Source organism: Clostridium sp. CAG:221 (assembly GCA_000435835.1).
Lineage (GTDB): Bacteria > Bacillota > Clostridia > Clostridiales > Clostridiaceae > Clostridium.
Genome location: FR883427.1, coordinates 82,144 through 96,623, shown reverse-complemented (window position 1 = coordinate 96,623; position 14,480 = coordinate 82,144). Strand labels below are relative to the sequence as shown.

The window sequence follows — 14,480 nt, the reverse complement described above, 5'->3', positions numbered from 1 at the left end:
ACATGTTTCTATATGAAAAATAAAAGCATTAATTTTTATTAATCTTAAATTTAAGACTTTGAAAAATTAATGCCTTTATTGATATATATTTATATAAAACCATAATTATTCATATTACTGCCTGTATGGGAACGTCTATCTGCTCTTTCTTCGAACTTTCCTGGACCAAATCGTTCATCTAAGCTTAAGTATCCAGTAACTCTTGATATGCCTTGAATATCTATACTACTGCATTTAGGGCATTTCTTTTCATTGCTATTTACACTACTTCCACAATTCTTACAGTACCTTATATGAAAATTTATTCCTATATAACTTATATTAGTATTCTTATATGCATAATTAATGATATCCATAATCTGTTCTCCAGTTGGAGAATCATCTACCTCTATATATGATATATGACCTGCATTGCAAAGCTTATGATAAGGTGCTTCAATGTCTATCTTTCGCTTTATTGAAATAGGAAACTTTACAGGAATATGATAGCTATTAGTATAATACTCTTTATCAGTGACTCCTTTAATGATACCAAACATTTTTTGATCCTTCTTAATAAACTTACCACTTAAGCCTTCAGCTGGTGTGGCATAACAACTCCAATTAAGATTTGTTTCCTGTGAAAATTTATCGGTATATTGTCTCATAAAAGTAACAATTCTCACACCAAGTTCTCTAGCTTCATCACTTTCACCATGATGCTTTCCTGTTAAAGCTGTAAGTGCTTCTGCTAGCCCTATGAATCCTATGCCCCATGTGCCTTGTTTTAAAATAGGCTCAATTGAATCCTCTTCTTCTAGATTTTCTGCTCCCTTCATCAGCTTTTGACCAGCCACAAAAGGAAGATCCTTTACCCTTAACTTTTTAAGAATGCCATATCTATGAAGTAATGATTCTTTTGCTAATATTAATCTACTTTTTAATATTTCAAAAAATTTATCTATATCACCTTTTGCTTCAATGCCTATTCTAGGAAGGTTAATGGTCACTGGTGCTATATTTCCTCTACCTTTGCATCCTGGTTCTCCATTAATATTTTTCATTACATATGTCCTGCATCCCATGGTTGCTGGCATATATCCCTTATCGTAATATTCCTTATTGAAATCAGCATCTATGTTCATAAATGTTGGATTCATTCTCTTTGCTGCTACTTGGCAGGCTAATTTATAAAGATAATAATACTCATCTTCTGGTTCTCTATTTACTCCTTCTTTTACTCTAAAGATTATATTAGGAAAAATAGGCTGTTCTCCCTTTCCTAAACCTTTTTCATATTCTTGTAAAAATATCTCACATATCATTGCTGCATCTTTATCTTTAGGTATCCCTAAATTAATGGAAGAAAATGGAACCTGAGATCCTGCACGGCTATGCATGGTATTTAAATTATAGACAATCCCCTGCATAGCTTGATGAACTCTTGAGCTTAATCTTTCTTCTACAATCTTTTCTATTCTTTCTTCTTCAATACCTAAAGCTTCTAAATCACTTCTTATCTCCTGTCTGGTAGGCTCAATAAAAATAGACATATCATTATCAAAGTCAGGATGTGCTTGGCCCCCGAACATATCATTTTGGCTTGACTGCAATAAAATACAAGATAATTCTGCTGCTGTTTCTATTCTTTTAGGCCTATTTATAGTACATTCCGATAGGTAAGGATTTGATATTATCTCTTCCTTTTCCCCCGGTTCACACCGTACGTGCGATTTTCACCGCATACGGCGTTCCAACATTTTATTATTCATATAATATCATTGAATTTCCTACTAACTTACGTAGTTTATTTACCTTTTCTAATTCATTCCAACTTAATTTAAGTTCATTCATATATTTTTGGATTATATCTTCATTTTTAGCATGTATTAATTTATGCACACTTTTCTTTAACCAAATTAGGTTTTTATAACTGTCATCTCCGCCTATACTTTTAGGTACTTTATGATGGCATTCCATATCTCCAATTTCTAATTCTTTTTTAGTAACTCCACACAGTCCATTTTGCCCTATCATCAATGAAATTCTATTGTCATTATACTCTACTCCGTAATCATTTGTTGGATATCTTAATAGATGTTCAATCATACAAGGCCCTCTACCTATTAGATTATCATGTATAATGCTTCTTCCATTACTGGTATAATTACAGATTTCTTGATTAAAGCATTTACTAGGCTTTGTTTTTACTCCATAAATTGGAAATATGTTTATCCCTTTAATCCTACAAATATTCTTTTGATAGTCCCCATATAATTTCAAATAAGTTTTTGTAAATATGGGACTTCCTCTATTCTTTTCTAAATTAAGTCTATTTTTCAAAGTTCTCATAACTAAGAAATTTATATCATTGAAATCTAAATTCACATGTGTTGCAATCTTATAGTAATTATGACTTCCTAATATTATTGAATTTAATTTCATAATTTCTTTTGTAGTTGTATTCTTTTTTATAATTTTTATTTGCTTTTTAATTTCATTTATTACTTTATTTTTTGCCTTATCACTCATATGACTTATACATACATATTTATTTCTTTTTATTTTAGCTTTTAGTTTAAATCCTAAGAATTCTGAATAGTTTTTTCTCAAATTAGTTATTTTAGATTTATCATCACTGATATCTAATTTTAATCTTTCTTTTAACCATTGCTTTACTGCATTATATATTTTAATGGCAGATTTGTAATCTCTACAAAAGATTTTAAAATCATCAGCATATCTTACTATCCACATCTCTTTTAAATTACTTTTCTTTAATGCTCTATATTTGTGACAATCCTTAGAGTATCCTTTATTATTATTAAAATTTTCCCATTGCTTGCTAATCCACCAGTCTAGTTCATTTAAAACTATATTAGCTAATAATGGACTTAAAATTCCACCTTGCGGTGTACCTTTTTCCGGTATACCTATACCTTTTATTTCCGCTTTTAACATTTTCCCTATAATACTTAATAATTGCTTATCACATATCCCCATAGACCACATTTGTTTCTTTAATTTGCTATGATTTACATTATCAAAGAAACCTTTTATGTCTATATCTACTACATAATGCAACTTGCTCTTATTCACTAAGTAATTGCATCTTTCAAAAGCATGTTCTACACTTCTATTTGGTCTAAAGCCATAGTTGTGTTTATAAAATTTTGCTTCACAAATAGGTTCTAATATTTGTTTTATACATTGCTGTATAATTCTATCTTCCATACAAGGTATCCCTAATGGTCTTTTCTTTCCATTAGGTTTTGGAATTTCTACTCTTCTTACTGCCTTAGGTCTGTAATCTTTTAGACTTTCTCTAATTTTATTTATAAACACATCACAATTCATATTTTTATATAAATTTATGTTTATATTATCAGTACCTGCTGTTACAGAACCTTTATTCTTTTTTATATTTCTAAAAGCTAGTAATATATTTTTTTCGTCATTTATATATTGCATTAAATTATTAAATTTATAATTTTTGCTACTTTTTCTGTATAAATCATCGAATATATACTGCATCTCGTAATATTCTGAATTTCTTAGTTTTTGTCTTTTCCTACATTTTAAGCTTTCCTCCAAGTCTACTACTTCATTATTCAAAGGAATTCCTCCTTTTACCTTAATGTTTCATATCTCTTAGTCTTACCAGAACCTTGGATTATTCAATAATAATTATATTTATAATAAATTGTCTAGTGGCTATCGCTCCATAGTCATTACAACTATTTCTCTGCTTCATGCCACCACTCTCACTTAGATTAAGATAAGTTATAGAATTTAAATTTTTCTTTTCCTTATCACTATTTCATTGGCAGTAAAACCTCCATATTCTAAGCTTTCCTTGTTCCATTGTCACTATCTTTACATATATCCTTAGGTTTTTAGTGTGAGCCTGTTAGTTCAATAATACCTTTAATATTATATGGATTTTCATAGATACGATTCTTACTCATCCACAACTAACTGCACATTTAGTGCCATATCCATTTCTAGATATTCACCGTTTAGACCCTTAATTTCCCAAATTCGTCAGTATTATATTGCTTAATACATCCTAACCATAGACATTTTATAGACCCCCAGCCTATCGCTACTCGACTGCCTCCAGTTCGCATTTCGTGTAAATATTTCTATTTACTTACGGTAGTTCTCAGCTGACTTCACCGAGCTCATAACCTTATAATGTTTACTCATTATAACGCTATTCGGAGTATTAGAGGAAACCCTTCAAGGCGTTACCCTATCATTTGATTTCTCGTAACAATAGTTCTAATCTTACTATTATTAGATTAGGCTAATATTTTCCATTAGCAACAAGTCGCACCATATCCGGTATTAAATCCACTTTCCAAAAGCTCTCTAGTAGGAATATGAAGACAATTAATTGTTAAATTATATGAATCTAGCGTAAATACCGTAGCTTTCGCTATACTTTAACTCTATTATTTACTTAATAGACGGACTAGAGCACATCTTTACCATACTTCTTGTAAGCTTAGGTAGTTGCCATATGCTCGTTGAAGGTTTATTTATAAAAATGATTATCATATATATCAAACTTTCTTTGTAAATATATCGTAGACTTATCATACATTAAATCAAAAATAATTTTTGTTTTTCTATTTCCGCCGATTTGTACATAAAATATTCCTCTACTTGGATGTATGTTTATCTTGCCAACATACTCTTCTAAAAACATACAAAAACCATTTAAAAAGGCATTTGTTCCTAACATCTGAAATCTTGCTTGAGGAACATTAAACTGTGACATAATATTAATGGTTCCATCGCCATCAAAATATCCTCTTATAAAGCTCCACATCAACCCTTTTGGAACTTGCTCATATGTTGGAAATAGTAACTCTTTTGTTTTATTTGGATAACATCCTTTATCTATTAAGTCATCATACATCTTTTTGCTACCTACAATTATTCTTGCATGACCTGATTCTGTATCATTATATATTTTTACTGGATATGTTGAATTAATTGCTTCTTTAAACTTTAATACATGTTCATAATCATATAATGCCTGATCTATTTTAATAGTATAATAATTACCCTTCCTTGCTACACATCCATCTGCATATAAAAAACCTAGCCAATAAGCTTTTTCTTCAGTATCTATTATTTCAAAATAATCATCATTAACTTTAAATTTTTTATTTCTTATTGCTATTTTTCTTATATTATACTCGTCTCTTAGTTTTTTATAGCTTCTTGCTCCAATAGAATGTTTCTCCATTAATTCCTTATATGTTAAATTTGAATTAATCATATCATCAACTATTCTCAATTTCTCTTCTTCTGTATAATCCTTATAATATTTAGCCATAGAATTAATTCCTTTCACAGCCTAATTACTATACTATTTTGTCAAGTTATAAGGATTAAATACATGATAATACATTTTAATATAAATACTTCCCTGCTGATTACCCATTGTTTATTACTTTTAGCATTTTATTAGCTGATTCATTTCTAATAAAACTTTTTTTCAGCATGAGCTATCCAATTAATTTTTTCTGCTTTCGCAACTTTCACGCTTAATATTACTATTTACGTTGTAGTTTAATTGGCTTTAGGGCGTTCCAGCAAAAAGACAACTTATTTCTCCACATTATTTCTAATATAGACGACCCATTTGATCATGAAAATAAAGCTCACCATTTTCATGAGCTTTTGCTAAATGCTTAGGCATATTGGCTAAATTATGCCACTTATTTGATTCTGATGCTATTCTTAAAAGCTTTGATGAAAAGTTATTGCCTACATTGGCATTGTCTCTATCAGTTTCCACGCCAATTCTATTAATGGCTTTCATTAAATCAGATTTTGTATCTCTCACTCGTGTCCTATCCATCCTATAGATAGAATAAGCTCTTTGAATTTCATTGTACCCTTCATCCATCAAGGTCTTTTCAATTAAATTTTGAATTTCTTCCACAGTTATACTTGATTTTTCAGTTTTAAGTATGGATTTATATACGTTTTCCGTTATATTTATGATTTCATTGTGGTCTAATTTTTTTGAAACTTCCTTGCTGGCTTTTCTTATTGCATTACTTATTTTATCCTTATTAAATACTACTTCCCTTCCATCTCTCTTCACTACATATAGCACATTTTTTCCCTCCTATACACAATATATGGTATACATTATACTTCTATGCTTTTTTGTTTTCAAATCAAAAAAAATTTTTAATATATGATATTATCCCCTATTTTTCCTTAAAAATTGTTTACATATTAATAACTCCTTATTTCATATAAAAGTCTCTATTGAAATTTTTACTTAATATATATTAATTGAACTATATCAGTATTGATAATGTTTATACTTATCAGTATTGATAACTATGTGGTTTATGCTATAATATAATTAATAATTAGGTTAGGAGGATTACAATGCAAAAAATTGCTATAATAACTGATAGTGCATCTGACATCCCATTAGAGATTGTAAAAGAAAAGAACATTAATTTATTGCCCCTTAGAATAATCTACTCTCATGGAGATTACCAAGATAAATTAGACATTACACCAGAAGAAATATATTTAAATTTAGATAAAGAAATTCCTAAAACATCACTTCCAAGTGCACAAACTATGGAAGATATTCTTAGCAAATTAGAATCGGAAGGCTATACTCATGTTATTGCCATATGTCTTTCAGGAGGTCTTTCTGGAACATGTAATTCATTAAGATTAATGTTAGAAGATCACCCAAAGCTAACATCATATGTATATGACACTAAGATTCTTGCTTATCCTGAAGGAGAAGTTGTCTTAGAAGCAGTTAAACTTGTTGAAGCTGGTAAAAGCTTTGAAGAAATAGTTGAAGCACTACCTAAAATAAGAGAAAGAATAACTGGATTCTATACTATTAATACTTTAGAATACTTACAAAAAGGTGGTAGAATTGGTAAGGTTGCAGGTACAATTGGCGAATTATTAAACTTAAAGCCTATAATTACTACTGATGATACAGGAGTTTACTATACTATATGTAAAGCCAGAGGAAGAAAACAAGCACTTTCAAAAATGACTGAGCTTCTAAAAGAAAAGCTTGCTTTAGGAAAATGTGAAGTTACAGTATTAGAATGTGCTTGTAAAGAAGAAGCAACAAAATATATGGAACAACTTGCAAAGTTACCAAATGTAGAAAATATAAAACTAAATGTTCTTAGTCCAGCATTGGGAGTGCACGGCGGTCCAGGACTATTAGGACTTTCTGTAAAGCTTGTAGAGTAAACCTTATGGATGATTTTAAAAATATCGATGATATAAAGGCAGAAGAAAAAAGGCTCTATGAAGAATATAAAGCAAAGGTTGCTGAATTAAAAAAGATTCAAAAAGAAAAAGAAGCTGTAGGTCAAGTTTTTACCAAAGGCCTGCTTCCAATCTATGTTTTATTTATTCTTCATTTAGGCCCTTCCAATGGCAATGATATTTCTAATAAAATATCTAAAAGAACTTCTAATCTTTGGACTCCAAGTACTGGAGGAATTTATCCACTTTTAAAAAAGCTTGAAAAGGACGGACTGGTAATTGGCAAGTGGGATGATCCTAAGAAGAAGTTCCAAAAGATTTACTACCTTACAGATTTAGGGAAAAAAGAGTTTCAACATAGAAGACATCTACTAAAACCAAGGATTGAAGAATCATTAAAAGTATTTCAAATGGTTTATAAAGATCTATATCTATAAATATACAAGTAAGAATAGCCTTACTTGTATATTTTTTTTTATTTTACATATACTAAGTAAAATTATTAAGGTGGTGTAGTGATGAAAGGTTTAATACTAGATTATAACCATTCTGAAGCTTTCATTTTATTAGAAGATGATTCAGTAAGCACAGTTCCAATAAACTCTTTGCCTACATTATTACCTATAGGAAGTAATATTAATTTATCTACTTTAAATAACTGTAATAATCTAAAATATCATCCTCTACATAAATCTGAAGACTTTTTTTAATAATATAAAACTTTGTTTATAAAGCAAAAAAGATGCCTTAAGCATCTTTTTTATTCTACTACTATTGCATTAACTGGACAGCTTGCTTCTGCGTCTTTAGCTTCATCTTCTACTTCTGAAGGTACCTCATCAACATAAGCAGCTGCTTTTCCATCATCCTCTAACACAAACACAGCTTCACATATAGATGGACATAATCCACAACCTATACATGTATCTTTATCAACATGAGCTTTCATATAAATCATCCTTTCCTCATACTTATAATGATATTATTTACTAATTCACTAAAAATATGTATTAAAAATTCATTACCAATTTGATGGTTTTACATTTGGCTCACTAATTGAAATATTCCATTTCTTATACTCATATTGTGCCACTACATAATAAATCTCTTCTGTATTTTCTCTCTTATTAGTTACTGTTATAGCAGTCTTATAAACTAATGTGTCATATCCTCTATTCTTGATAGTGATAACTACATCATAACCTGCCGTAGTGGTTTGAACTAATTCTACATTAGAAATTATCTTATCTGCCTCTGAAATAAAATTCTTTAAATCATTAGAAAAAATGTATTTTAAACAGTCTGCATCGCCTTTTATATTTATACCTATTTTATAATCCTTATCCTTTAAGGAAGGTTCAATCTTTTCTAGAACTTCTAATATTGGTCTATAATAAATATAATTAAATTCTTTAGGCTTTCTAATAAAAGATAAGTTTTGTATGATAACTTCATCTATTCTATTAGAAACTGTATAAACATCAGTATCACTATAGAAATTACCGCTGTCACTACCTACCACATAATAGAATTGTTTAACTTCATCTCCTAAATCAAACTCAAATATATAATCTGGATCTAAGCTTGATTTTTTATCGCTTTTTTGTGCTTTACAAAGTAAGTTATACATTGTATTTTTTGCTGACCCTTCAGTAACAATAAACTTAAATCCTAAATCTCTAGTACTCTGAATACTTATTTGTTCTAAATTTTTAGAATCTAAGTACTCAAAATATTCTGTCTTCCATCCTAATTTCTTTTCTATATTTTCTACTACACTACAACCAGAAAATGTAGTTATTATACCTATTAATACTACAGTTAAGCAGCTAAGCTTAATATTTTTTAACATTTCATCTCTCCTTCCAATACTTTTTATTCAAATAATTAGGAGGAGATAAGCCTCCTCCTAATTATAAAAATTATAATACTTTCTGTTATCATTGGCAATTTAAATATTTACATGGCCTCATTATTTATGAACTCACTAATTAATATAAGTACAATCATTCTACTTTATTGCATAGGAACTACAACTGTAGAATTCTTAAAGTCATAGAACATTAGCCAGCAACCTATGTCTGTATCTGAATCCTTAGCAACCCATGTGACAAATCCTGTTCTTCCATCATATGGTTGTTCATCTTTATCCTTCTTTCCAGGAATAGCATAAATTATATATTTTAAATTCCCTTTAGAATCACATTTATATCCTAATTTAAAATAATTATACTTTTTAATATAAGGATAATAATTAAGCATTGGATAATAAACTAATGTATATTTATTATAATTAGACATATTACACATTTCATATAAATCATGTACAGGAACCTTGTACCACTTGCAATATTTAAGTTCATCATAACCTTCATCTTCTTCAAAGCCCTCTGCAATAGCTTCAAAATACTCACCAATAGTTCCTCTTATCTTGTTAGTTCTTGGATTAAATTCTTTGTTTTCTTCTATAAACTCTTCATAGTCTTCAAATTTACCTCTAAGATTTTCTTTTGGATACTGAATTTCCATATTTTCTTCTATAGTGGCCTGTAACTTAACCTCTTCTGCCTGATCTTTTCTATCTTCCTTTACTTCCTCTATTGGTTCTTTACTATTTTCCTCAACAGATTCTTCTTTTATATCTTTTTCTTCAATGGATTCAACTCTCTTTTCTTCTTCAATCTTTGGAGAAACTTCCTCAACCTTGATTTCTTCATTCACTACTTCTTTTATTTCTTCCCTATCGTCACATTTATCCTTCTTATCTTTTTTATCATGTTTCTTCTCTTCTTTATAATGCATTTTCTTTTGCAGTTCTTTATCACCTTTAGCTTTTATTACTTTATAATTTTTCCAGTCCTCACAAGGCTGTTGTCCATTTAAAAATCCGCACATAATAAAAATTGGAACGCCATCTTTATATTTACCTATGGCTGCTCCAGAGATCTTATCCAAAGAAAGCTCTATTCCAGCTATGTTATCAACATTATATTCTTTAGTATAATCTGCTTTTCCAGCAATGCTTACATCTAACTTACCTAAATCTACTATTTGCTTGTTATCTTTCTTATCACATATAAGCATCATATTGTATTTATCTTCATCTTTTCTGAGGTTTTGAGCATAAAAAGATATTTTACATATATCTCCCTTTGCTTCAATCTTTGCATACCCTGACAGTGATTTATCATTTGCACTAGCATATCCACGTTCATCTTCCTGCAAAATAATGAAGTTTCTATATAGCCTGCTATTACTAGCCATTCTCTTAAAACCTCCAAGTTAAAATAATTCCCTATATTATATGCTTACTATAAACAGATATGTTCTCAATACTAGAAAATTAAAGCTACGCTAATTTGTTAAGAATTAAGAATGAAAAATTTAGGAGGAAATTCCTTAGGGAATTTCTAAAATTTTAACTAATAAAAATAATAGGCTATGACAAAGTATCGTCATAGCCTATTATTTTTATTTCATTCTGCTATATATAGCATCTGCTAATGCTGCAAATTCTTCTATAGATAAAGTTTCTCCTCTTCTCTTAATATCAATATTTGCTTCATCAAATGCTTCTTCTAATTTTTCTTTAGATAATCCTATATTTTTAACACCATTCCATAATGTCTTTCTTCTCATATTAAATGAATTTCTAATAATATCAAAGAATAGTTTTTCATTTTGCACTTCTACTCTTGGCTTATCTAATTTTTCTAATCTTATTACAATAGAATCAACCTTTGGTCTTGGTATGAAACAAGCTGGAGGTACTTTTCTTACTATTTCAGTATCACAATAATATTGAACTAGTAAAGATAATGCACCATAATCCTTATTACCTGGCTCTGCTGCCATTCTTTCTGCTACTTCCTTTTGAATCATTATAGTTAATGATTTAAAGTTATACTTTTCCTTAAGAAGCTTTACTATAATAGGAGTAGTTACATAGTAAGGAAGGTTTGCAACTAGCTTAACACTTTGCTCATCCCCTATTATTTCATTAAAATCAACTTTTAAAGCATCATTATGTATTAATGTAAAGTTTGGATTATCTCCTAACTCTTGACTTAATATAGGAATTAAATCATTATCTAGCTCTATGGCAACAACTCTTTTAGCTGTATTTAATAATTGTGCTGTTAACGTTCCAACTCCTGGACCTATTTCAATAACTAAATCATCCTTGCATACTTCCGCTCCACTTACTATATCTCTTGGAACTGAATCATCAATTAAAAAGTTTTGACCTAAACTTTTTGAAAACTTAAAATTATATTTCTTTACCAGCTCTGCTGTCTTTATGTTCTTTATGTCCATATTATTTTCCCTCTTCAATTTGTTTTTCTACTTTATTTATAGCTTTAATAAATTCTTCTTTAGTAATGCCATAATTATTTAATCTTGAAAGCATTTGACTAGCATTACCATAACCTAAGCCTAATTCCTTGCCTAATTTCATTCTTCTTTCTTTAGAACGTGCATCTCCATTTAATTTAAAATAAAACATATCTTGTGCATCAAATGTAGGCTCTCTATCTTCCTCTGATACCTTTGCTCTTTCTAAGGCTTCTCTAATTACTTCTGGCGATGCATTTTCAACACCTATATCATCACCTTTAATTCCATCCTCTTGTGCTATATAAGCATGTTTTATACCTTTTACACGTTTAGATATTATACTTCTTATTTTTTCTCCTGCAAAATCAGGATCTGTTAAAACTATAACACCTTTTCTCTTTTGAGCTTCCTTAATTCTTTCAATGACTTTTGCATTAATTCCAAAACCACCTACAGCAATAAGCTCTGCATCTACAGCTTGTTTTACAGCCGTAATATCATCTCGTCCTTCCACTACAATAACTTCTTTAATCAAAGCATATTCCCCTTTTCCTTATATCTCTTCTATTAATGTATCCCTATCTATCAATTATGTCAAACCCTTTTGTTAAATGATGAACTTAGGTAATGATGAATGGTGAGTGATGAATGATGAATTGTGGAATAAACTCCTTTAAGGGAGTTTAGAAATATATAATTAGAAACTCTTTGAGTTTCATCATTAATTCATAATTCATAATTCTCAATTCATAATTAAAAAAAGATGGTCTTTGACCATCTTTTTTTCCTACCATTCTCCAGGGTAAGCTATAATATAAACTGGTACGTTATATTGTCTTCCCCAATTAATAGCATCACTATTTGAGTTAACATATACATCGATAATGTTACCTTGAATAGCTCCACCAGTATCTGCTGCTATAGCTTTTCCATAGCCATCAACATATACTAAAGATCCTAACGGTATTACACTTGGATCTACTGAAATTGTACTTATCCCACTTGGGTTATATGTTGGCACTGAACCTGTTGCTGTCAAGCCTCCACCTGTATATGCTGTAGCTTGGCAATATACAACATCTTTATATGTTCCTGTTTCTCCACTTCTGCTTGCATATAGTTTAGCTGTTCCCTGTACTACTATTTCAGTAACTGCTTCCTTTAATACCTTAGAACTTACTTGTTCTCTTGAAACCTCTTTGCCATTCTTTTTTGTAACTTTATAAGTGACTTCTACTTGACCTTCTTCACCTGATTGTTTTACCTTTGTAGTATTAACTTCCATAGTATTGTCTTCTTCTGTTAAAGTATCATATGCAATGGTATTAGTTGATACCTCATTTAATACTTCTACATCTACCAATTGAATTGACAGGTTGTCCTTAATTTTTGTATCAAGACTAGGGATAACCTCATCCTCATCTTTATCAAATTCAATGTTTTCAGCTTTAAGTTTTTCTATTTCAGCTTCAAGCATATCACCAATAGTTGGCTCTGCCGTCACTATTGATATTGTCTTATCCTTTGATACTATTTCTACGTTAACCGCTTTTCTTACCTCTATTACTTCGTCTTTAACTAATTTCTTTCCTAAAGCTGGTTCAACCTTATCCTTGGAGCCTAACTTAACTCCTGCTTGCTTTAGCACACCTTTAATAGTCCTTTTATATGTGACAAATGTTTGTTCATTTCCATCTACGTTTATTGTTACAGTTTTTCTTGCATTAGCTACTACACATATTGACATAACACTTATAACGAAAAGTGGTGCAGTAATTGCTAATATTTTTTTTGCCTTAGGACCATTAGAAAAATTGTTTTTAAGGTATTCCTTACATTTTTCCATCATCTTTTTCAACCTCCTTTGGCAAGAGTGTCTTTTGAATTATATTATAGAATCTAAGTTTTTGTCAAATTCACCCTCTTACCGCTTAATAAACTGTTAATAAAATGCACTGCGTCATAAAAAAATTAATAATGAAAATGATAACTTGTACACAGTTTATAAGTTAGTTCACCAAATAAAATTGGAATTTTTTGTAATACCTTTCTTCTATTTTACTTTATTTGGAATATCCAATCAAGTTATTAAAATTATTATTTACAGCCATATTCACTTCTTTAGGGTCAATTTCCTTTATTTTAGAAATTTGTTCTATTATATGTTCAATATAATCTGATTTATTTCTTTTTCCTCTATATGGTGTAGGTGCCATATAAGGACAATCAGTTTCAACCAATAATCTATCTAATGGTATAGCTTCAACTACTTCACATATCTTTCTTGCATTCTTAAATGTAACAACCCCTGTGATTCCAATATAATAACCAAGCTTTACACATTCTTTTGCAAATTCAACACTACCTGAAAAACAATGAACTACTCCTCTAACATTAGGAAAACTCTTCATAATTTCTAATGTGTCTACATGTGCATCTCTATCATGAATAACTACAGGAAGATTTAATTCTTCTGCCAACTTCATTTGTTCTCTAAATACGAATTTTTGAATTTCTCTATCTGGATTTTCATCCCAATAATAATCTAAGCCAATTTCTCCAATGGCTAATATTTTTTTATTTGCTTTGACCTTAGCAATAATATCATTTCTAACTTCTTCATTATAATCATTTGCATCGCTTGGATGAATACCTAATGCTCCATATATAAAATCATATTCTAATGTCAAATTATTAGTAGTTTCTATACTTTCCTTTGAGCAAGCTATATTCATCAGCTGTTCTACACCTGCTTCTTTTATTTGTTTTAATACTTCTTCCCTATCTTCATCGTATGCTTCATCATCATAATGAGCATGAGTATCAATAATCCTATATTTATTTTCCATGACTTCCTCCATATTTTTATAATTTTA

General features: G+C 29.6%; 12 protein-coding genes and 2 pseudogenes. 3 read left to right on the top strand and 11 right to left on the bottom strand.

Translation table 11 applies throughout. From position 1 onward, the window contains the following. Window positions 1-89: 89 nt before the first annotated feature. The 4 genes and pseudogenes from Q5O44_RS13530 to nrdD all read right to left on the bottom strand — a co-directional run. A pseudogene (locus Q5O44_RS13530) lies at window positions 90-1,646 on the bottom strand (anaerobic ribonucleoside triphosphate reductase); the annotation flags it as partial. A gap of 97 nt (window positions 1,647-1,743) precedes the next feature. Then, window positions 1,744-3,573, bottom strand: coding sequence for a group II intron reverse transcriptase/maturase (gene ltrA / locus Q5O44_RS13525; protein WP_370545579.1), 1,830 nt, complete (start codon window positions 3,571-3,573; stop codon window positions 1,744-1,746). Window positions 3,574-4,519: 946 nt separating this feature from the next. Further along, window positions 4,520-5,329, bottom strand: a complete 810-nt coding sequence (locus tag Q5O44_RS13520; protein WP_022168974.1) for a hypothetical protein — start codon at window positions 5,327-5,329, stop codon at window positions 4,520-4,522. Window positions 5,330-5,641: 312 nt separating this feature from the next. Continuing rightward, window positions 5,642-6,118: pseudogene (gene nrdD, locus Q5O44_RS13515) on the bottom strand (anaerobic ribonucleoside-triphosphate reductase); the annotation flags it as partial. A gap of 284 nt (window positions 6,119-6,402) precedes the next feature. Here nrdD and Q5O44_RS13510 point away from each other — a divergent pair. The 3 genes from Q5O44_RS13510 to Q5O44_RS13500 all read left to right on the top strand — a co-directional run bounded on the left by Q5O44_RS13510 (window position 6,403) and on the right by Q5O44_RS13500 (window position 7,976). Next, window positions 6,403-7,248: a DegV family protein gene (locus Q5O44_RS13510; RefSeq protein ID WP_022168972.1), complete on the top strand. Its 846-nt coding sequence runs from the start codon at window positions 6,403-6,405 to the stop codon at window positions 7,246-7,248. Between the two features lie 5 nt (window positions 7,249-7,253). Next, entirely contained in the window at window positions 7,254-7,703 is a 450-nt protein-coding gene (locus tag Q5O44_RS13505; RefSeq protein ID WP_022168971.1) for a PadR family transcriptional regulator, read from the top strand. Window positions 7,704-7,784: 81 nt separating this feature from the next. Further along, a complete protein-coding gene (locus Q5O44_RS13500) occupies window positions 7,785-7,976 on the top strand; it encodes a hypothetical protein (protein ID WP_022168970.1) in 192 nt (63 codons plus the stop codon). Between the two features lie 50 nt (window positions 7,977-8,026). On the opposite strand, the gene Q5O44_RS13495 is transcribed toward Q5O44_RS13500, so the two are convergent. The 7 genes from Q5O44_RS13495 to Q5O44_RS13465 form a co-directional block, all read right to left on the bottom strand. Continuing rightward, window positions 8,027-8,215: a ferredoxin gene (locus tag Q5O44_RS13495; protein WP_291661619.1), complete on the bottom strand. Its 189-nt coding sequence runs from the start codon at window positions 8,213-8,215 to the stop codon at window positions 8,027-8,029. A 72-nt stretch (window positions 8,216-8,287) separates the two neighbouring features. Further along, window positions 8,288-9,118 carry a hypothetical protein gene (locus Q5O44_RS13490; protein ID WP_022168968.1) on the bottom strand — a complete coding sequence of 277 codons (831 nt, stop codon included), beginning with the start codon at window positions 9,116-9,118 and terminating at the stop codon, window positions 8,288-8,290. A 164-nt stretch (window positions 9,119-9,282) separates the two neighbouring features. Further along, complete coding sequence (locus Q5O44_RS13485; RefSeq protein WP_022168967.1) at window positions 9,283-10,530, bottom strand: hypothetical protein; 1,248 nt, start codon at window positions 10,528-10,530, stop codon at window positions 9,283-9,285. A gap of 207 nt (window positions 10,531-10,737) precedes the next feature. Further along, window positions 10,738-11,583, bottom strand: coding sequence for a 16S rRNA (adenine(1518)-N(6)/adenine(1519)-N(6))-dimethyltransferase RsmA (gene rsmA / locus Q5O44_RS13480; RefSeq protein WP_022168966.1), 846 nt, complete (start codon window positions 11,581-11,583; stop codon window positions 10,738-10,740). 1 nt (window position 11,584) lies between these two features. Beyond that, window positions 11,585-12,139, bottom strand: coding sequence for a ribonuclease M5 (gene rnmV, locus Q5O44_RS13475; protein ID WP_022168965.1), 555 nt, complete (start codon window positions 12,137-12,139; stop codon window positions 11,585-11,587). A 252-nt stretch (window positions 12,140-12,391) separates the two neighbouring features. Further along, entirely contained in the window at window positions 12,392-13,453 is a 1,062-nt protein-coding gene (locus Q5O44_RS13470) for a G5 and 3D domain-containing protein (RefSeq protein WP_022168964.1), read from the bottom strand. Between the two features lie 214 nt (window positions 13,454-13,667). Next, the gene (locus Q5O44_RS13465) at window positions 13,668-14,453 is read right to left on the bottom strand and encodes a TatD family hydrolase (RefSeq protein WP_022168963.1); all 786 of its coding nucleotides are present in this window, start codon (window positions 14,451-14,453) and stop codon (window positions 13,668-13,670) included. Window positions 14,454-14,480 lie beyond the last annotated feature (27 nt).